The 18,428-nt window shown below is 51.1% G+C and carries 18 protein-coding genes; 7 read left to right on the forward strand and 11 right to left on the reverse strand.

Features of this window, described 5'->3' with window-relative positions; genetic code table 11:
• Window positions 1-79 precede the first annotated feature (79 nt).
• Complete coding sequence (locus tag ACTHPM_RS24355) at window positions 80-961, reverse strand: LysR family transcriptional regulator (protein WP_440397353.1); 882 nt, start codon at window positions 959-961, stop codon at window positions 80-82.
• Window positions 962-1,084: 123 nt separating this feature from the next.
• Between ACTHPM_RS24355 and ACTHPM_RS24360 the strand changes: the two genes are divergently transcribed.
• Window positions 1,085-2,044, forward strand: a complete 960-nt coding sequence (locus ACTHPM_RS24360) for an NmrA family NAD(P)-binding protein (protein WP_440397352.1) — start codon at window positions 1,085-1,087, stop codon at window positions 2,042-2,044.
• A gap of 259 nt (window positions 2,045-2,303) precedes the next feature.
• On the opposite strand, the gene rlmD is transcribed toward ACTHPM_RS24360, so the two are convergent.
• The 4 genes from rlmD to ACTHPM_RS24380 all read right to left on the reverse strand — a co-directional run bounded on the left by rlmD (window position 2,304) and on the right by ACTHPM_RS24380 (window position 6,718).
• Entirely contained in the window at window positions 2,304-3,824 is a 1,521-nt protein-coding gene (gene rlmD / locus ACTHPM_RS24365; RefSeq protein ID WP_440397589.1) for a 23S rRNA (uracil(1939)-C(5))-methyltransferase RlmD, read from the reverse strand.
• Between the two features lie 710 nt (window positions 3,825-4,534).
• Entirely contained in the window at window positions 4,535-5,416 is an 882-nt protein-coding gene (locus tag ACTHPM_RS24370) for a diacylglycerol kinase (RefSeq protein ID WP_440397351.1), read from the reverse strand.
• Window positions 5,417-5,661: 245 nt separating this feature from the next.
• On the reverse strand, window positions 5,662-6,426 hold the full coding sequence (locus ACTHPM_RS24375) for a sirohydrochlorin chelatase (protein ID WP_440397588.1): 765 nt from the start codon (window positions 6,424-6,426) through the stop codon (window positions 5,662-5,664).
• A 1-nt stretch (window position 6,427) separates the two neighbouring features.
• Complete coding sequence (locus ACTHPM_RS24380) at window positions 6,428-6,718, reverse strand: YerC/YecD family TrpR-related protein (RefSeq protein ID WP_127605808.1); 291 nt, start codon at window positions 6,716-6,718, stop codon at window positions 6,428-6,430.
• 747 nt (window positions 6,719-7,465) lie between these two features.
• Between ACTHPM_RS24380 and ACTHPM_RS24385 the strand changes: the two genes are divergently transcribed.
• A complete protein-coding gene (locus ACTHPM_RS24385; RefSeq protein ID WP_440397350.1) occupies window positions 7,466-8,029 on the forward strand; it encodes a hypothetical protein in 564 nt (187 codons plus the stop codon).
• 178 nt (window positions 8,030-8,207) lie between these two features.
• Here ACTHPM_RS24385 and corA read toward each other — a convergent pair whose 3' ends face one another.
• The 4 genes from corA to ACTHPM_RS24405 all read right to left on the reverse strand — a co-directional run bounded on the left by corA (window position 8,208) and on the right by ACTHPM_RS24405 (window position 12,307).
• Entirely contained in the window at window positions 8,208-9,167 is a 960-nt protein-coding gene (corA, locus tag ACTHPM_RS24390) for a magnesium/cobalt transporter CorA (protein WP_440397587.1), read from the reverse strand.
• A gap of 183 nt (window positions 9,168-9,350) precedes the next feature.
• Window positions 9,351-10,343, reverse strand: a complete 993-nt coding sequence (locus tag ACTHPM_RS24395; RefSeq protein WP_440397349.1) for an anion permease — start codon at window positions 10,341-10,343, stop codon at window positions 9,351-9,353.
• 15 nt (window positions 10,344-10,358) lie between these two features.
• Entirely contained in the window at window positions 10,359-10,973 is a 615-nt protein-coding gene (locus ACTHPM_RS24400; protein ID WP_440397348.1) for a DUF47 domain-containing protein, read from the reverse strand.
• Between the two features lie 233 nt (window positions 10,974-11,206).
• Window positions 11,207-12,307, reverse strand: coding sequence for a DUF3048 domain-containing protein (locus tag ACTHPM_RS24405; protein ID WP_440397347.1), 1,101 nt, complete (start codon window positions 12,305-12,307; stop codon window positions 11,207-11,209).
• Between the two features lie 509 nt (window positions 12,308-12,816).
• Between ACTHPM_RS24405 and ACTHPM_RS24410 the strand changes: the two genes are divergently transcribed.
• The gene (locus ACTHPM_RS24410; RefSeq protein ID WP_440397346.1) at window positions 12,817-13,359 is read left to right on the forward strand and encodes a DoxX family protein; all 543 of its coding nucleotides are present in this window, start codon (window positions 12,817-12,819) and stop codon (window positions 13,357-13,359) included.
• Between the two features lie 107 nt (window positions 13,360-13,466).
• On the opposite strand, the gene ACTHPM_RS24415 is transcribed toward ACTHPM_RS24410, so the two are convergent.
• Both ACTHPM_RS24415 and ACTHPM_RS24420 read right to left on the reverse strand, forming a co-directional pair.
• Window positions 13,467-14,246, reverse strand: coding sequence for a DODA-type extradiol aromatic ring-opening family dioxygenase (locus ACTHPM_RS24415; protein ID WP_440397345.1), 780 nt, complete (start codon window positions 14,244-14,246; stop codon window positions 13,467-13,469).
• 133 nt (window positions 14,247-14,379) lie between these two features.
• On the reverse strand, window positions 14,380-15,210 hold the full coding sequence (locus ACTHPM_RS24420; protein WP_440397344.1) for an alpha/beta hydrolase: 831 nt from the start codon (window positions 15,208-15,210) through the stop codon (window positions 14,380-14,382).
• A 257-nt stretch (window positions 15,211-15,467) separates the two neighbouring features.
• Here ACTHPM_RS24420 and ACTHPM_RS24425 point away from each other — a divergent pair, with 257 nt between their 5' ends.
• From ACTHPM_RS24425 to ACTHPM_RS24440, 4 genes are all read left to right on the forward strand, one after another.
• Window positions 15,468-15,590, forward strand: a complete 123-nt coding sequence (locus tag ACTHPM_RS24425) for a hypothetical protein (protein WP_440397343.1) — start codon at window positions 15,468-15,470, stop codon at window positions 15,588-15,590.
• A 79-nt stretch (window positions 15,591-15,669) separates the two neighbouring features.
• Window positions 15,670-16,335 (forward strand): DUF1129 family protein, encoded by a 666-nt coding sequence (locus tag ACTHPM_RS24430; RefSeq protein ID WP_440397342.1) that lies wholly within the window; start codon window positions 15,670-15,672, stop codon window positions 16,333-16,335.
• 218 nt (window positions 16,336-16,553) lie between these two features.
• Window positions 16,554-17,498, forward strand: coding sequence for a hypothetical protein (locus ACTHPM_RS24435; protein WP_440397341.1), 945 nt, complete (start codon window positions 16,554-16,556; stop codon window positions 17,496-17,498).
• 399 nt (window positions 17,499-17,897) lie between these two features.
• Window positions 17,898-18,128 (forward strand): hypothetical protein, encoded by a 231-nt coding sequence (locus tag ACTHPM_RS24440; RefSeq protein WP_440421710.1) that lies wholly within the window; start codon window positions 17,898-17,900, stop codon window positions 18,126-18,128.
• Window positions 18,129-18,428 lie beyond the last annotated feature (300 nt).

Raw genomic sequence — 18,428 nt, forward strand, 5'->3', positions numbered from 1 at the left:
ACTATCGTTACAGGATCCACGAGCTATAAAAACCTGAAGTCAAAGCAAAGATTTCTCATTGCCCGGTTCAGGTTTCGGTTTAAGAAAGTAACTCTTTTATAGTTGAAATCCAGCGTTTTACTTCTAAGCGCTCTTCGCTTCTATGGCAAGCAAGACCGTAGTCCACCTTTTCAGTATAGCTTAAAGGAACAACGGCGATCTCGCTATCCTCTCCAATCACAAAGTTCGGCAGAACCGAAACGCCAAGATCACTTTTTATCATGGTATGTACTGTATTTATGGTATCTCCATAGGTATACATGGAATCAGGACAATTCTCCGTAATTTTCTTGTTCATCCTTTTTAGAGTTGGGGGGGATTGGTGTTCGTCAAATAAAATGATCGATTGATGATTTAATTGTTCGATGTCCAGCATACTTTCATTCGCGAAAGGATGATTGTGCGGCAATACACAAACATAGTATCCCTGAAGTACCGGATAAAAACAAAAATCATTGTCCTTTCCTAAATTGTCATCTGAAGTAAATATGACATCAAACTTTTGGTTTAATAAGTCTTCTTTCTCTCTAGTCAGATTAGACTTTTTCAACTGAATTTGAATCTGAGGGTATTTTTCCTTATATCGCCTAATCATGTCCGGCAAAACTTTCTTCTCAAAAACAGTCTCCGTGTATCCGATAACCAAAGTACTTTCATATTTCTCCGTGAGTCGCTTTGCTTTCTTCACGGATTGGTCTAATCTAAACAGAAGTCCTTCTATATCTTCGTAAAGGCTTTTGCCGGCTAACGTCAAATTCACAGACCTTTTGTTTCGGACAAATAAAATGATTCCCAGCTCATTCTCTAAACTTTTAATGTTGTGGCTTACCGCAGGTTGTGTCAGATTTAATTTCTCAGCTGTTGTTGAAAAATTCAGGGTCTCGGCCAGAGACACAAAGCATTTTAATTGCTGAATATTCATTGTGATACATCCTTTTAGTAATAAATCTTTTTTATAAATCATAACATAGGGTAATTTCACTCTAGTGTCAACCTATGCTATTCTTAGTTTGTGAAATAAATCACTAGGGAAGAAGGAATACACATGCGTTATATTATCACAGGTGTAGATGGTCAACTGGCAAGCCGTGTAGCAGAAACAGTTCTCACAGAAGTAGATGGCTCCAACTTAACTTTTACATGCATGAAGAAAGACAGAATTCCCCAAGACACCGTTCAACGTTGGGAGAATGCGGGAGTCCAAATCTTTGAAATAAATTACGACGATATTCCATCCATGGAACGGGCTTTCAAAGATGGTGACCGTATCTATATTGTCTCTGGCCTTGAAGTAGGCAGAAGAGTCCAACAACATAAAAATGCGATTGACACGGCAATTAAAGCAGGAGTCTCTCACATTACGTATAGCTCATTTATAGGTGCAACAGATCCTAATTACGCTCATGTTTTTGTAACTCCAGACCATACAGCAACTGAAAACTACTTAAAGTCAACAGGTATTGCTTACAATGCCATGCGGAATAACTTATATTTAGAAAACTATCTGACCATGTATACCATGATCGCACTCATGTCCGACAACAAATGGCTAAGCACTGCCGGTGAAGAACGTGCAACCTTAGTTCACAAAGATGACTGCGCAAGAGCAGCCGCCGCAGCCCTACTCGGAAAAGGTAAAGACAACGAGGCTTATAATATCGTAGGATCAGAATCTGTTTCCGTAAGAGATCTGTGCGACCTCGTGAAAGAAATTTCCGGTAGAGACCTGGAATATATTCCAGTAGAAGCAGAGCAATATTATCAACACCTGGAAAAAATGTACATCCCTCGGGAAATCACCGGGGATTTCTCCCGCTCGCCTGTTCCATTCTGCGGCGATGATCTCGTGACAACCGATGCCAGCATCAGTGAAGGGCTCTTAAATGTTCACTCCGATGCTATTGAGACTTTAACTGGACAAAAGCCAAAAACAGCAAGAGATATCATTGGAAAATATAAATATATTTGGGAGAACAATATCCAAAACTGGCGGGATATGAAATAACATTGTTCATGCAGACCCTATTAAAGTAAAGAGAAATCGATATGATTTATAATTATGAAATTGGCTGGGAATACGAAGTCCTTGAACTTTATACCAAATGAAAAACGGGATGACGGACGGCTTCCGTACAGAATAATTAAAAAAAATAAATCTAAAAACGAATGACCGAAATGATTCGGTCAAATGGAAGAAGAACAAAAATCGGCCTCTTCGCATGCAACGCGAACAAGGCCGATTCTTCATATGGCAATCCTACTCCCTAAACCCGCACCAACACCGCCACCGACTCCACATGCACCGTATGCGGGAACATATCCACCGGCGTCACTTCCACCGTCCGGTATCCGCCATCCTCCAGCACCCGCAAGTCCCGCGCCAGCGTGGACGGATTACAGCTCACATACACGACCCGCTCCGGCTTCATCTCCAGAATCGTCTCCAGCAGCCTCGGATCGCAGCCCTTGCGCGGCGGGTCGACGACGATGACGTCGGCTAGGATGCCCTGCTCTTTCCAGGCAGGAATCACGTCTTCAGACGCTCCCACCTCGAACGTCACGTTATGCATTCCGTTCAGTTCGGCGTTACGCCGCGCGTCCTCGATCGCTTCCGGCACGATTTCGACGCCATACACCTTGCCCGCATGCTGCGCCAGGAACAGCGAAATCGTTCCGATGCCGCAGTAGGCATCGATCACATTCTCTTTGCCTGTCAGCTGCGCGTACTCCACCGTCTTCCCGTACAGTACCTCGGTCTGCGCCGGGTTCACTTGATAGAAGGAACGCGCGGAAATCGCGAATTTCACGTCCCCGATATAGTCGTAGATCACTTCGCGTCCCCACAGGACGCGCGTCGTATCGCCGAAGATCACGTTCGTCTGCTTCGTATTCACGTTCTGGCAGATGCTGACGACGGACGGCAGCTGCGCCTGGATCTCCTGCACCCATTCATCCGCATGCGGAATCTTGTCGCCATTGGTGACCAGCACGATCATCATCTCGCCGGTACGGAAGGCGACCTTCACGACAACGTGGCGCAGCAATCCCTTGCCGCTCTCCTCATCGTAGGCGGATATGCCGAACCTGCGGCCGATTGCCTTCACGCGGGCCACGACCTCGTCGTTGCTCTCGTGCTGGATGAGGCAGGCCTCCATGTCGATGATGCGGTGACTGCCGCGGGCGTAGAAGCCGCCGACCAGGCCGCCCTCGGTGACGCCCATCGGCACCTGCGCCTTGTTGCGGTAACGCCACGGCTCGTCCATGCCCGCTGTGGCATGAACCTGGATGCCCTGCGCGGCGCGGCCTGCTGCGGCAGCAGGCGTCTTGCCAGCAGCGCCTTCCGCCTCATCTGCAGCCTGCGGCTCGCGCAGTACAGGCTCGCCCGCGACCTGCAGCTTGCCGATCCGCGTCAGGTTGTCCACGACAAGCTGGCGCTTCCAGGCGAGCTGCGCGGCATAGTCCATATGCTGCAGCTGGCAGCCGCCGCACTGATCGTAGATCGGGCAGGGTGCCGCGATGCGGTCGGGGCTGGCTTCGACCAGATCGAGCAGCTTGGCGTAGCCATACTGCTTCTTGGTCTTCAGCACCTTCACGCGGACCTTCTCGCCGGGAAGGGCACCGGCCACGAACAGGGTGTACCCGTCGGCCCGTCCGACCCCTTCTCCGTCATGATTCATCCCGATAATATCAATCACGGCCACGTCATTTTTCTCCACCGGCAGTCCGGCGATCAGCGCAGGCGTGCTGCGGCGGCCGGTGTTCCGGCGGCTTTGTCGCTTGTTCATGCTGCTCATGTCACTTCTTTCTTCTTTATATTTCAATTTTATATATATCAAATGAACTGCAGTCTGCATTCCATCGCCAATTTATTTATATAAAATGAGCTTTATTCAACCTTGGAGATAAACATACATCCACGAATAGTCACAACGAAGGTAACCTGGGTATTGCTGCGCTTATCTTCCGCAATGTAGAAATGTTTCTACTCCACCTCTATCGCCCGCATTCCTTCGTCTATCCCCGAAACACGTTACTTCTTGCCAATTAACGTAGTTTCATAACGGAACACGCCGCCCGGGCAAACACACCCTATGGCTCCTTAACTCCTAAATCATCTTCATCATACAGCAGAAAATGACGCTTTCGACCCCGTTTTACGCTGGAACCATCCCTGCATCCATCCTATTATACCAGACATCGCCCCAACGCAAAAAAAGATCAAGATGTCCCGCTCCCACCCTTGATTCCGATGAACAGCGCCTGGACATCTTAACCTGCCGTGAACTGCTGATATGTACCGGTGAACGGCCGTTTAAGGCCATCGTTCAACCGCAACTGCTGTCTTGCTTCATGTTACTAAACGTCAATCCCAAAATCCGACTTATTTCCTACGGACAGACCATAGAAATGCCCTCGGCGGATAGCACCAAAAGCGGAGGCATGGTGAAATTTAAAAGACGCTGGGTCTTACCCCGCTCCCCTGCTCTCACTCACCCTATGCAAAAATCCGCAAATGCTGATGCAGCACCGAAAAATGCCCGGGCAGCGTTCCGCCCAGCTCGCCGTCAAGGTTCAGGAGCACCTTGCCCGGAGAAGTTACCTCCATCGAAGGGGTACGGAAGTACACGACCTTCTTGTCGTTCAGGTGTTCGCCGCGCAGCGCGAGGGTGACGACCCGCACGAACTCTGCAAGGTTGCATTTCTTGAGGGCGATCACGTCGAGCAGGCCGTCGTCGATCCGCGCGCCGGGGGCAAGCTTCTCGAAGCCGCCGACCGAGTTGGTGTTCGTGATCAGGAAGAGCATGAACTCGTCATGAATCGTTTCCTGTCCCTCGGCGTTGATGATCAGCTCCTGCGGCGACAGGCTGACCATTTTCTCCACGCCTTTGATGTAATAAGCCAATTGGCCGATCATTGTCTTCAGGCGGCTTGGCACGTCATAGGTAAGCTCCGTTAACGTTCCTCCGCCTGCAATGTTGATGAAATAGCGGTCATTCGCCTTGCCCACGTCGATCGGACGGGTCTGCTGCCGGATGACCAGGTCGCAGTAGTCCTCCCATGTGCGCGGAATGCCAAGTCCGCGCGCAAAGTCGTTCGTGGTTCCCAGCGGGAACACGCCGAGCGGAGGCAAGTTCTCCTTGCCTGCCATCCCGTTCACGACTTCATACAGCGTACCATCGCCGCCGGCGGCGATGATCATATCGTATCCGCGTTCCACTGCATCCTCTGCAGCCGCGGTTGCGTCTCCTTCGCCTGTTGTCGCGTGACAGGAGGCTTCAATGCCGCCCTGGTCGAGCCGCTGGAGAATGTCGGGCAGACGCCGTCTCATTTCCTCTCGGCCTGAGCTGGGATTATAAATCAATCTTGCTCTTTTCATGTACCTAACGCCACCTATTATAGGATTATGCACTTGCAGGCTGAATGAGTTCATACCTTCTTCCATCCAGTCTGCCCAAACATGGTACTCGTCAAAGCCGTGCCGGAGCAAAGCCCGAATCACTCCATGTTCAGCGTTTCATTGCTTCAACCGGCACCGAGCCGGCAGGAAAGCCATCAAATGATTTTACACAAAATCCGGTTCCCGTGAATCAAGAAAGCACCCGTAAAGAAAAATATAGCTCATTATTCCACATTTAACCAGCCTTGAATCTGCTCGCCGATCCACACGCTCAGCAGAGGGTGCGGCAGCAGCGACTTACCTGAATACGCATACTCCAAGCCCTCGAGACGCTTCGGAATCACTTCACGGATAAAATATCCCTCACTCAAAAAGAGCGGAGCTGCAATGACCCGCATCCCGCGCTCCTTCTGCCAATACTCCACTTTGGACCGGACGCTCTCCGGCCGCAGCAGCGCGAAATCCGCGGCAGCCAGCCCGCCGATTTCCTGCACCTGCGCCGCCAGCCCAGCCAAGCCCTGCTCCCAGCGCTGCCGGAAGCCATCATGACTGCTGCCATGTCCGATCAGGACAAGCGCCTCCTGTTTAGGATCAAGAGAAACGGCCTTCGCTTTGTCCCAGATCATCTGCGCGACGTATTGGCCGTGCTCGATTGGCGAGCCGTACGTAATGGCGGCATGGACGCGAAATGGCGCCAAATCGCTCTCGAAGGATGGAGCATCAATGACGCCTAGCGCATATGCGATTTCATTCACATGTGTGCTCCCGGAGGAGACGAACAACGGAATGACCAGAATATCGGTGACACCCTGGCTCTCTAACTGGTCGATGCCATCCTGAATCAGCCGTCCTTCAACAATTTCCAAGAACGAAGCCGCCACAGGGAGATTTCCCCGCAGCGGCAGCTGATGAATGGCGTTATCGACCAGATCGACCCAAGCTTGCTCCCTTGAGCCATGACTGATGACTAGCACGCCCCGTTTGCGCATCTTAACGTCCAAGACGGTCTAAAGTCATTTTATACCCTTCGTTACCATAATTCAAACAGCGCTTCACACGGGAAATCGTTGCCGTGCTGGCGCCCGTTTCAGCCTCGATCTGGTTGTACGTGTTGCCTTTGCCCAGCATGCGCGCAACCTCGAGACGCTGCGACAGGGACTGAATTTCGTTTACAGTACAGAGATCATCAAAAAATACGTAGCATTCTTCAATGCTTTTGAGCGTTAAAATCGCTTCGAATAATTGGTCAATACTTTTATCATTAAGTTTCTTCAGTTGCACTGAATCATCATCCCCTACTATTACTATGTAATTTCATTGTACCCGAGCGAGTATGGACTTTTCAAGCATTAACGAATTCACGCACTACAGAGTTACACGGTCGAAAGGCCTGAAAGCCTCTGCCACCGCCCTTTTAAGCGCTGCCTGATGCTCGCATTCAGAACCAAAATCGGCGCTCCCAAGCAGCCCGGAAGCCGTTGTCTGCACGCTCGCAGGTGACGAAGAGACAGATATGCCAACAAATTGTCCTCTGTATGTAAACGAGGCTGGAAAATGCTGAAAATTCCTTCAACTCTCTATTTATCCGTGAAAACGCTTTAATTATACCTCAGTGCAGCAGTAATGTATAGATTCGGTACAGAATTTCACATTCCTGCCCGGGAACCTATGTCCACCTGTAACGGACCCCTGAATTTTCCGTATTCGCAATCCGCACCGCTCCCGTATGGGCCTTTTCTGCAACCTGCTTCCGGATCATGCCTCCCTGTCTTTGGGGAGCCCTTGTCTACCGCAGCAGCTGCCCTCTCCTTATAGGAACGTAAGCCGGCGCTGCCTTCTCATCCTAGAGAGCACCTCTCCGCTTCTGGGTCCATATCCTGTATGGAACGTCACCAGAGCGTCCCTTTCACGCATCTGGGTATTCGCCCGATTCCGCTCCTATCCCTGTCTACCGGGCATTCGTCTATACCTTATGTTCGCCTAGCACATACAGTATAATAAAACATTCCAAAAAGGAAAGTGATATCCATGCCTGAGCATTACTATCACCGCAAGACTCGCAACGATCAACGCTCACTGAACGGCGGCGGTCCTTTTTCCCCTTACCCATCCTATTCACCCTATCCGGGTATCCCTTATAGCGATTTCGCCGGCCCCGGCACGGGACTTGTTCCGTTCCAGGGCGCCGAGGCTTTCGCCGGAGCTGAGGCTCTGGCGGGAGCGGAAGTGGCGACCGGGGCCGCCGAGCTTGTCACCGCAGCCGCGCCGGCAGCCGCAGCAGCCAAGACCGGCTTCTCATTAGCCAATATCGGCGAGCTGAAGGGCATTATCGACCGGCTTGGCGGCATCGACGGCATCGTGAACAATATCGGGAAGGTGCAAAAGGTCATGACCGGCGTACAGCAGGTCGCGCCGATGTTCAAGCTGTTCTTCGGCAAAGGCAAGACCAACAGCGCCGATGATGATGGATACCGCCCGCGCCGCAGAAGAAAATCCAGCCAAAACCGCAAAAAGTCGTCTTCCCGCAAACGCAAAAACACCGCGAACCGTCCCGTAAAATCGAAAAACTCCTCGGGCAAAAAGCGGCGCTGATTCCACCAGACACATAAAGCAGGGCACAGGGGGCGAAAGAAAGGCCCCTTGTTTCACCTTGAAATTTGGACAAGATTCATGAGCGCGTAGCATCTATCCCCCCCTACCGCACACGTTCTTGGCAGCATTCGGACAGCCGAACCTCATTCGTTCGGTTACATCACAAACAGGCCCCTACTTACTTAAACCATCCCCGTTTCAGGAACCACAGCACCATCCCGCCTCCGAGGACGAACATGAGAAGCAGCACAGCTGGATAGCCCCATGTCCAGTCCAGCTCCGGCATGCGGGCGAAATTCATTCCATAGATGCCGGCTATGAGCGTGAGCGGCATGAACACGGTCGTAATGACCGTGAGGGTCTTCATGATGGAGTTCATCCGGTTCGAGTTCAGCGATATGTAGCTGTCACGCAGATCCGCCGTCATTTCGCGGTCCGCTTCGATCATGTCGGTCAGCTTCAGCAGATGATCGTAGATGTCGCCGAAATACACTTTATGCTCGGTATTGCTCTGAATATGCTGCGAGTTGACGATCCGGTACATCAGGTCGCGCATCGGCACCACGGTTCGGCGCAGCTTCAGAAGGCGTCCCCGCAGGTCGAACACCTGGTTCATCAATTCCTCGATGGACTCGGTACTGCCGCGGTTCTCCAGCTCCGCCAGCTCATCCTCGATGCTGAAGACGCTGGGGAAATACTTGTCAACCAGCTTGTCCATCACGTTATAAGCGCAAGAGACCGGTCCGCGCGACCAAATTTTGCGGTCATGGGCATGCTGAATAATCTCGGCCCACGACTGATCCACCTCCTGCAGCAAGGCGTTATGGAACGATACGATCAGGTTCTGCCCGAGAAACAGATCGACTTCCTCGACCCGCAGCGTGTCCGGGTCCAGCGCGTGCAGGACGAAGAACTGCAAATCATCATAATAATCCAGCTTCGGGCGCTGCAGCACATGCAGGCAATCCTCGACCGCCAGCGGGTGAAAATGAAAATACGTCGTCAAATATGCAGATTCCTCCGGCGTCGGTGCATTGAAATCCACCCAGATCCATGCGTAATCGTCCGGCTGGAGCTTCTCCAGCGGTATGTCCGTCACCACCTCATGCGTACGGGTAATGGCCAGCGTGCGTATCATCGTTATGTACTTGCTCCTTTCGTTCTTGGCAGCTGCTGCTCCAGCTTCAACCGGGTTCATCCTGTCAACCTTCACAGCATTATTGTACCCTATCGGCCCGTGAATCACGAAATCAGCGGCTTCATGGGCAAACAAAAAAGCCAACCTCAACGATTGGCCCCCACTCTAATCCTATTGTTTTATCTAAAATAATATTTTAAAAATAATGCCTGCCAGTATGGCCGAAATCGGAATGGTAATAAACCATGTAATGACGATTCGTCCAGCCAGCGACCACTTCACTTCGGAGAAACGCTTCGCGCTGCCTACGCCGAGGATCGCGGAGGTCACCGCATGGGTCGTGCTGACGGGCAGATGCAGCAGAGTCGCGCCGAAGATGACCGAGGCGGAGGTAAAGTCAGCCGCAAATCCGTGAATCGGCTCGATTTTGAAAATTTTCGTTCCCATCGTCTTGATGATCTTCCAGCCGCCGATGGAGGTGCCGAGCGCCATGGAGGTCGCTGCCGCGATTTTAACCCACAGCGGTACTTCAAGACTTTCCAGATGCCCCGACGTCACGAGTGCGAAGGTGATGATCCCCATCGCTTTTTGCGCATCATTCGTGCCGTGCGTAAAAGACTGCGCAGCAGCGGTCAGGATCTGCATCGTACGGAAGCCTTTGTTGACGGTATGAGGGCTCCTCTTGGCAAATATCCACTTGAGTATCGTCATGATGATATAACCGATGACAAATGCAATCAGCGGAGACAGCAGCAGTCCTTCTACGATCTCAATGAATCCGCTCCACTTGAGGTGATCCGAACCGGCTCCGACAAACACTGCACCGGCCAAAGCACCGATGAGCGCATGCGAGGAGGAGGACGGAATACCGAGCCACCAGGTCGCCAGGTTCCAGATGATCGCAGCAAGCAGCGTGGCCGTCACCACTTCCAGACCGTTATCGAGCGTCGTCGGATCCGTAACGCTTCCGCCGATTTTCTTCGCGACGCCCGTAAAGAGAATGGCTCCAAGGAAGTTCATGGCCGCTGCCAGGATGATCGCCGTACGCGGCTTCAGCGCGCGCGTCGATACCGAGGTTGCAATCGCGTTGGCCGTGTCATGGAAACCGTTGATAAAGTCGAACGCCAGCGCCAGGAAGATGACAATGCCTATAACGAAGATTGATGATGTATCCATGTTTTAGTAGGCCCCTTACGAGTTGCTCATAATGATCGATTCCAGCATATTGGCCACGTCTTCACACGCATCGGTGGTGGTTTCAAGCCGTTCGTAAATCTCTTTGCGCTTGATCAGCTCGATCGGGTCCGTCACTTTCGCGAACAGCTCTTTGATGCAGATGCGAAGCAGCTCGTCCCCTTGGTTCTCCAGATCGTTCAGACGAATGGTGTATTCGCGGATCGCAAGCAGCTTTTTCTGTGACAGCAGGTGGATCGCCTTCTGAATCTCGTAGGCCGACTGCCGCAAAATTTCCGCAAACTGCACGATATACTCGTCCGGGTCCGGGAGATGATACATATCGAAACGTGAAGCACAAGCTTCCAGTCCGTCCATTACATCATCCAAAGTGGTCGTCAAATCCATGATGTCGTCGCGTTCAATCGGCGTTATAAACGTTTTGTTGAGTTCCGTAATAATGGTGTGTGTGTACTCGTCACACTGCGACTCAAACTTCTTCATTTCATTGGCAAAAAGAAGCACATCTTCGAGATTGGCTACACGCTGTGCGAAATAATCGGCAGCTTGTACAATCGTATCGGCCATATTCTCCAAGGTTTGGAAAAATATGTCCTTTTTCTTCAATTTCATACGATAACCCCTTTACTTAAAATTGCCGTGAACGCGCGAAAACGACAAAAGTGACAACCCCAACTATTTTATCAATCCGCGGCGTATTTTGTAAAGATAACGCCCCTTCTATTTTAACGCAATGTAAAGGTACTCGCAGGTTTTCATACCTTACATTACCCAATCCTCCACAAAAATATCCAAGGGCTGGAATGTGCTATTCCAGTATTTTCATATCATTCGTCATCAATGGCCTACGGCTGATGTATTTGCAGATGGCTGTCGAAGGTTGGCGCATTGGGTACGATATTGAAATATGTGGTACCCGGATACAGCGGCACCTCCTGCCCGTCCTTCACGAAGCGGATCACGTCATTCTTGGCACGCACCCATTGTCCTCTCAGGACCTTCCCCCGCTGCAGCAGAATCGCTTCCCCGCCTTTCTCAACATTGACGGCCAGGCGGCCAACGTCATCGAGCGTCTTATGGTCCGCTCCCAAAATGACCACGTTCGTTGCCGACAGCTGCTGTCCCGTATTCAAATCGACATGGGGCTTACCGTTAATGGAGCGCAGATACATCTTGCTTGCTTCATGGTATTGGTAAGATACCTTGTAGCTTTTCAGCAGAAAGGTGATGTCAACGCCGGACGCGCTCTCGCCCTCTGGAAGCTCATCGTCGGCCCGGAACGCGTAAGAGGGGATGTCCACTTCCTTCGCGTACCGCAGCTTGTCTGCCCCTGCTCTGAGCTTGTCTGCATCCGAATACAGATTATGGGGTGCCTTGCGCGTCTTGTCTCTCCAGAAGTATGCCCCCGCGTTGCCGATTTCATCGAGATCTTCCTTATGCTGCTTTTGCAGGATCGCATAGGCATCATTGCTGCCGCCCGCATGCACGAGCACGCCGCCGTAGCTCTCGCCAAGATCGATCAGATAGGGACGGATGCTGCGGATCGGGCCAATCTTTTCATCAGTGCCTTTACTTTGGAAAATGCCGATCAGACGCGTAATGCCACCTTCGGCCAGCACCTCGTATACGATGTCCGCTTGGGTCAGCCCGGACTGCGGACGCGCGGCCGGCGCATTGTTGATCATGATGGACAGCGGACGGGACGTAGGCGCGTGATCCATGGGCAGTCCGGTCAGCGGCGCCGTAAAGGCAGCTTGTTCCGGCTCTCCCGATGGCACCGGGTTCTCCGGGGCCGGCTCCTCCAGAGGCATCTGTTCCTCCACGACCGGTTCCTTGGGCGTTTCAGCGTTCTGTTGGCCGCATCCAGCCAGAAGTGAAGCGCTTACGATCACGCACAGCATGATGCTCCTCATTCCGTTTCTGCTGATCCCCAATCGACTCTTCATATCCTTTCATTCCCCCTTGATCTTGTTCGAACGGCCTCTCCCAACGTGCAAGCCTTTCGTTTGGTCGATTCTCCCCTCCAGCCTTACTTTTCCTCCCATTTAAGCATAAAAGGGAAGCTTTGTCTTGAAAAACCCGCAATGAACAACCTTTGTGGACGCATGCCAAAAAAGAATAACCACGTCCCTAATCACCAAGAGCCGAAACCGGGTTGCCGGTTCTGCTCACTTTTCCATACTCCGGCTTCACCTTCCAATCCATTTAAAGATCCCGCAGCTAATACAAATCTAGTCCTCGCTACGAACCCCATGATGTAAAGGCTTTCAAAATTAAATTAAATTTTTATTTAAAATTGTGATTTAAATCACATGTCATGTGAAATGTTTCACATATAATAAAGACATGAAAGAGATGATCATCTTCCATCAAAAACAAAGAAGCTAAACACCAAGATTAACAGCTATCTAGAGCTTCCTGAAATAACATTAAAACATTTGAGGAGTGGATTGTAATGTTCAACAACTGGCTGAGAAATAACAAAGTGGCAATGTGGTTACTGACGGTGGTCCGGATCTACCTTGGATATACCTGGTTCAAAGGCGGCCTTGAGAAATTAACCGGCGGATTCGATGCCGGAGGCTTCCTGCAAGGCGCTATCGCCAAAGCAAGCGGCGATCACCCCGCCGTACAAGGCTGGTGGGCGGCATTCCTGGAGCACGGCGCACTGCCTGGCGTGAAATTGTTCAACGTCGTCATCCCGCTTGGTGAAACACTGGTAGGTCTCGGACTCATCCTGGGTACCTTCACCACCTTCGCAGCCCTGATGGGCATGGTGATGAACTTCGCCTTCCTCTTCTCGGGCACCGTAAGCACCAACGCCCAAATGGTACTGCTGGAGATCTTCATCGTCGTCGCTGCTGCTAACGCCGGACGCATCGGACTTGACCACTGGGTAATGCCTTATCTACGCGGCCTCTTCCACAAGAACAACCATGATGTTGCTCCCGCACCTGCACCGCAAGGCGGCATGAAGAAGACCAAAGGCGCAGCTTAATAAGTCGAATGAATAAAAAGACAACCACAAAGAGCCGGGCTGGAACTTCCAGCCCGGCTCATCCACGTTCATCGTTACTGCATTTCTCTCCGCTGTTACCCTGCCTCTTAGGAACCGAACATCCAGCAGTTCAGGCTAAGATTACCGTACTGGTAAGCCTGATAGAGACGCTTGGCCTGGCGGTCATCATCCGCCGCGCCCATGGCATAGAACAAAGGAATGAAATGCTCTACTCCGTAAGAGGGCACCGCCTGGCGGACATACGGAGCTTTTTTGTCGTAATCAAACAGCTCTTGGACCTTCCAGCCCTCCAGCCGTTTGGCGATCCATTCGTCGAACTCCATCGCCCAGTCGTCGGCTTCATCCGATTGGCCGATCATGCGTAAGTTATGCACGAGTCCGCCGCTGCCGATGACCAGCACATTCTGCTGGCGCAGCTCCTTCAGCATGGCGCCGATCGCATACTGCTCTGCGGGCGAACGTCTGGAATCCACGGACAGCTCCACAACCGGAATGTCAGCGTCCGGGTACATTTTCTGCAAAACGACCCACGCCCCGTGGTCCAGACCCCTTCCCAAAACCGGCTGATAGGATAGATTGCCTGCGTCGAACAGCTGGCCAATCCGCTGGGTAAGCGATGCAGAGCCCGGAGCCGGATACCGCAGTTCGTACATGGCTTCCGGAAAACCGTAAAAGTCATGCATCGTACCATGGGATTCATCCACGCTAACAGACTGGTCGGGACTGTCCCAATGCGCCGAGAAAATCGCGATAGCCTCCGGTTTCGGAAGCTCCCGTCCCAGATTCGCAAGAAAGTGCGTGTATCCGTTATCTTCCAGGGCGAGCATAGGTGAACCGTGCGCTACAAATAAAGATGGTAATGTCATCGATGTCAACCTCCACACGCCAGTATAAGTTGCTACTTATATTTTACCGTGTATGAAGAGATATTTCCAATCTCTAGTATCACTGCTGGCTTGATTGATTTCGTGTAATGTATAGAGTGTATGCGTTTCTATGTCAGATCATCCAGTGCTGCCAATCCTGTTGCAGGTTCTTCTGCTCGTTTAACCATTCCTTCGTCCGGTGAATCAGCTGTCCGCAGTGCGAGCCTGACGAATAGGTATGGTTTCCCTGGAAAATGATTTCCTTGTCGCAACGGCCTTCGGAACGCATCCAGAACACCTTCTGATACAGGAACGCGTAGTCCACAGGAATCGTGTCATCCGACGTGCCATGTACGACAAGGACATTGCCTGCGAATTTGACGGCCTCCTGGAAAGGCTGATATGTTCCGAGCGAATCGAAAAAGGAAGGCGCAAACTCGAAGCCGAGATAATCGGAGCTGCCGGTTTTTACCGCATGGTCATAAACGTCCCGGCCGGTGATCTTCAAAATATCGTTCAGCGGATAGCCGACGGCCGACCACAGAATGAGGTTCTTCACCCTGCGGTCCCGCACAGCTGTAAGAATCGCGACCGCCCCGCCCAGACTGTGCCCGATCAGCGTTACCTGGGACGGATCAACGTTCCCGCAGTCGAGGGCATAATCCAACACGCTCCGGGTTTGCGCAATCATGGACTCCAGACCTTCCCTTCCGTAATGGCCGCTGCTTTCGCCGCATCCGGCATAGTCGAAGCGCAGCACCATGTATCCTTCCCCGGCCAGCTCCCGTGCCGTCTTGACGAACAAGCGGTCCACGCCTACGCGGCTTCCGACGAATCCGTGGCAGATGACTACGAGCGGCGCCCGCTCGCCGCAGCGTCCGTTCGTCCCTTCCGGCTGCGCAGGATAGTGAAGGCTTGCGGTAAGTTCTTCCTGACCATGGCGAATCGTGATATGTCTCTCCATTGTTCATTCCCCCATGTATACATTATTTCTGTCCTTACTTATAAGAAAGCAGCGTTTAAAAAACATCATTCCATATATTTTATAATTCCGATAAGTTTAATAAGAATTAGATTTGAAATTCATATTAGCATCGGTCCTTCTGTTGTGTCAATCCACATTTGAATGGCTTTTTAGTGAAATAAGAAGTGTATCTGGTATGGAATGACCGCATGTGACGGAAACTACGGTCAGAACCGTGTTCAGAAAGGGACATGACAATGTGGCAGCAACTGATATCGCAAATACGTGAGCATCCCCTGTCTTGGGTGCTCGCCGCCTGCGTCGTGCTGGCGGTCATCTACGTGGCACTGCACTATGAACAGCTTTTTTATAAGGAATAGGCGGGGACGGGCCAAAAACGAGCTGCCCTTGTCATCGGCGGTTTCTGTTCCTATACTTGTTGTATACGGAGGAACGGATATGACAACAAGACAAATGATACAAGAGAACAACCGTCTGCGGGAGCAGATGACCCCGGCGAACCGGGATTTCTATGAAACCATCGTCGTCTGCGTACGCGACAGCCGCGCGGAGCGGCAGCAGGCCGAACGGCGGCTGCTTGAACTCGCGCAGAATGTCCTTGACGCGCAGAAGAAAGGACAGTCGGCATCCAAGCTGTTCGGCGGGGACGCAGAAGCCTTCGCCCGTTCGGTCATTGAATCGTTACCTGCGGTCAAGCCGATCGAGGGACCGGCCTATTACGCGATGATTGCCTGGACGGCGCTGACCATTCTTTTCCTCGTGGAGGCGATTATCGGCTTCGGTGCACAGCTTGCCGGCTACAGCGGCAGCCCGGTGAACCGCATCAGCCTGCTGGCGATCATTCTGGTGGCTGTGGGCTCCATTCTGGTGATGGAAACCTTGACGAAGACGATGGGCAAATCACAGGAAGCAGACAACGCGAAGCCGGGAATCAACCTGAAAGGCATCGGCGTGTATGTGATCGTCGCGGTCGTCGTGATGGTGATCGGCTTCTCGCTCCGCACCATGCTGCCGGTCTTTACCATTAAGCCTTGGATCAGCCTGGTGCTTTGCCTCATCGGATTTCTTGGACTGAAATTCATCTTTTTACGCAAATCGAAATAAACGTCGCTGAAAGCACAACATCTCAGCTCCGAACGCTAAACCGCGTTTGCTGGAGGCTGAGATGTTTTTTTGCATGCTTCCAAGCTCTCCAGGGGGAACCCGTGAATTGTTTCCGAGTTTTGCTTCAAATGTTTACAGGTTCGAAACAATCGGACGCCTTGACGAAACAACACGCGGGTAATATGAGGATAACAACGAAACCTTGGAGGTGCTTTTCCATGAAATTCAACAAATCCGCAATTACTGCCGCTGCCCTGATCGCAGCGATGTCATTACAAGCCGGTGCCGGAGCGGTTCATGCCGCCGGAACAACCGCCGCTCCCAAAGCCGTCTCGTCATCAAGCTCCGCATCCGCCAAAACGGCACATCAGAACGCAATTTTCAATAACTTGATGAAGCTGCTCACAAATCCGTCCAAGCAGGCCGAAGCCGTGAGCTATATGGAGAAGAACATCTATCAAATGTCGCCATGGCAAGCTTCGATGATGGTGCTGCGGGTAGAGAATGCCGAGAAAGCTAATCTGGACGCCTGGAACGACAAGTTCTTCAAAGACCGCATCCAGTCCACGCTCATGAAGCTGATGAAATCCGGTGATGACCTGACCTCCCTCATCAACAAAACAAGCGATAAGAGCCTGAAAAGCCTGTTCAAAGGCGCCTGCGACAGCGGCTATCGCCTGGATACATCCGAAGGCATGTACTACCTGGTTCTCGATTATCCGAGATTCCAAAAGGTCCGTTCGTATGTATCTGCTGACATCAAGAGCTATATCGATATCATGACCACAGAGACCAAAGCTCCGTTCGCGAATGATGCCGCCCTCTCGATCGGCTGGACAGAAGTAACCAAGCGCGCGCTGGCGCAGGAGGCTTTCCTGAAGAGCTTCGCGTATTCGAACCGTTCAGCCCAGGTCAAAAGCCTGTACAACCAATACTTGAGCACGTCCCTGTATGGCTTGAACAACACGCCGATGTTCGATTATGACACTAAAAAAGTCGACTCGGAGGCCAAAGCAGCCCTGCAGGCAGCCGTCAGCAAAGGCGACGTGACGAAGAGCGGTTACCTGAAAACCATCAAGGGCTTCCTGGATGTGCTCGACAAGAACAACGATACCCTGACGCCGGAAGTGGATAAATACAGAAAGTCCGTGACTAATATGTAATTTAATTATTTTAAAATTCCGAGGGCTACTCCATCCCCCTTCCGGAACCTATCATCCTTTACAGCCGTTCGGAGAGAATCCGGCGGCTTTTTTTGTTTCTCCTTCTTGATATGCCAATGCAGGATAGTTGGTCCAAGTTGGATTTCGCAGCATCGATCTTACATCAGTGCTGATCAGGTAATTCGTAACAAATCCATTTCTTATTCCGTTTTTAATATGTGAGCTTTATTCCTGTGTAAGGGAGGGATTCTTGTCCATAAAGTACTGGTTTGTATACTCGGCGTTATTTTATTGTCCGGATGTTTTAATGGTTCCTCTATCTTATATACTGGGGAAAGTAAGAACTGGTCAGCAAGCTATGCCGTTACGGACCTTAATCGTGATATTCATCAATCCAGATTGACGCTAACATATAAAGGGGAAAACCCTTCTGAAGTTGGTAAAGTCCATTATAGATTCTCTGCATCATCAGGTGGAGGAAGTGCAGAGACAGAATTGTCAGAGCGCAAAGAACTCATTCATGTATCTGGGAGCAATGGCGCCGTTCCTCAGAAAGAAGAAATCATCCATGTTACTGTCGAATGGAAAGATAAGAAGGAAGAGTTGCAGCTTTCAACGAACGGGAAATGACAGCTCAGTAATGAACATTGAAGTTAGTGGTAAAAAGAGATTTGCTGCAAAAGCAGCGAAGCATCACGAAATAGAATCCGCAGTTTAGAATTAGGCAATAAGAAGACTTTCGGGAGCATTCGAGCTCCGGAAGGTCTTCTTTTTTTGTTCTGTTTTTCCATCGAGCGGAGTATATAAATCTAGTATAACTTTCCGTAAATGATTTTCTATATTTGCGGATATTTAGAAAATTATTTTCTAAAAGCGTTTACAAATGATTTGGTTTTTGTTAGCCTATAGGCATTAAAAGGAAATCCATCT

The sequence above is a fragment of the Paenibacillus sp. SAFN-054 genome, assembly GCF_051966755.1.
GTDB lineage: Bacteria > Bacillota > Bacilli > Paenibacillales > Paenibacillaceae > Paenibacillus_AQ.

What these genes read in the sequence shown, in the direction of transcription:
- ACTHPM_RS24415 (WP_440397345.1), bottom strand. Translation starts at nt 14,246, where the DNA reads ATGACATTACCATCTTTATTTGTAGCGCACGGTTCACCTATGCTCGCC.
- ACTHPM_RS24360 (WP_440397352.1), top strand. Translation starts at nt 1,085, where the DNA reads ATGCGTTATATTATCACAGGTGTAGATGGTCAACTGGCAAGCCGTGTA.
- ACTHPM_RS24405 (WP_440397347.1), bottom strand. Translation starts at nt 12,307, where the DNA reads ATGAAGAGTCGATTGGGGATCAGCAGAAACGGAATGAGGAGCATCATG.
- ACTHPM_RS24410 (WP_440397346.1), top strand. Translation starts at nt 12,817, where the DNA reads ATGTTCAACAACTGGCTGAGAAATAACAAAGTGGCAATGTGGTTACTG.
- ACTHPM_RS24400 (WP_440397348.1), bottom strand. Translation starts at nt 10,973, where the DNA reads ATGAAATTGAAGAAAAAGGACATATTTTTCCAAACCTTGGAGAATATG.
- ACTHPM_RS24430 (WP_440397342.1), top strand. Translation starts at nt 15,670, where the DNA reads ATGACAACAAGACAAATGATACAAGAGAACAACCGTCTGCGGGAGCAG.
- ACTHPM_RS24355 (WP_440397353.1), bottom strand. Translation starts at nt 961, where the DNA reads ATGAATATTCAGCAATTAAAATGCTTTGTGTCTCTGGCCGAGACCCTG.
- corA (WP_440397587.1), bottom strand. Translation starts at nt 9,167, where the DNA reads ATGATACGCACGCTGGCCATTACCCGTACGCATGAGGTGGTGACGGAC.
- ACTHPM_RS24395 (WP_440397349.1), bottom strand. Translation starts at nt 10,343, where the DNA reads ATGGATACATCATCAATCTTCGTTATAGGCATTGTCATCTTCCTGGCG.
- ACTHPM_RS24385 (WP_440397350.1), top strand. Translation starts at nt 7,466, where the DNA reads ATGCCTGAGCATTACTATCACCGCAAGACTCGCAACGATCAACGCTCA.
- ACTHPM_RS24420 (WP_440397344.1), bottom strand. Translation starts at nt 15,210, where the DNA reads ATGGAGAGACATATCACGATTCGCCATGGTCAGGAAGAACTTACCGCA.
- ACTHPM_RS24425 (WP_440397343.1), top strand. Translation starts at nt 15,468, where the DNA reads ATGTGGCAGCAACTGATATCGCAAATACGTGAGCATCCCCTGTCTTGG.
- ACTHPM_RS24370 (WP_440397351.1), bottom strand. Translation starts at nt 5,416, where the DNA reads ATGAAAAGAGCAAGATTGATTTATAATCCCAGCTCAGGCCGAGAGGAA.
- rlmD (WP_440397589.1), bottom strand. Translation starts at nt 3,824, where the DNA reads ATGAACAAGCGACAAAGCCGCCGGAACACCGGCCGCCGCAGCACGCCT.
- ACTHPM_RS24375 (WP_440397588.1), bottom strand. Translation starts at nt 6,426, where the DNA reads ATGCGCAAACGGGGCGTGCTAGTCATCAGTCATGGCTCAAGGGAGCAA.
- ACTHPM_RS24435 (WP_440397341.1), top strand. Translation starts at nt 16,554, where the DNA reads ATGAAATTCAACAAATCCGCAATTACTGCCGCTGCCCTGATCGCAGCG.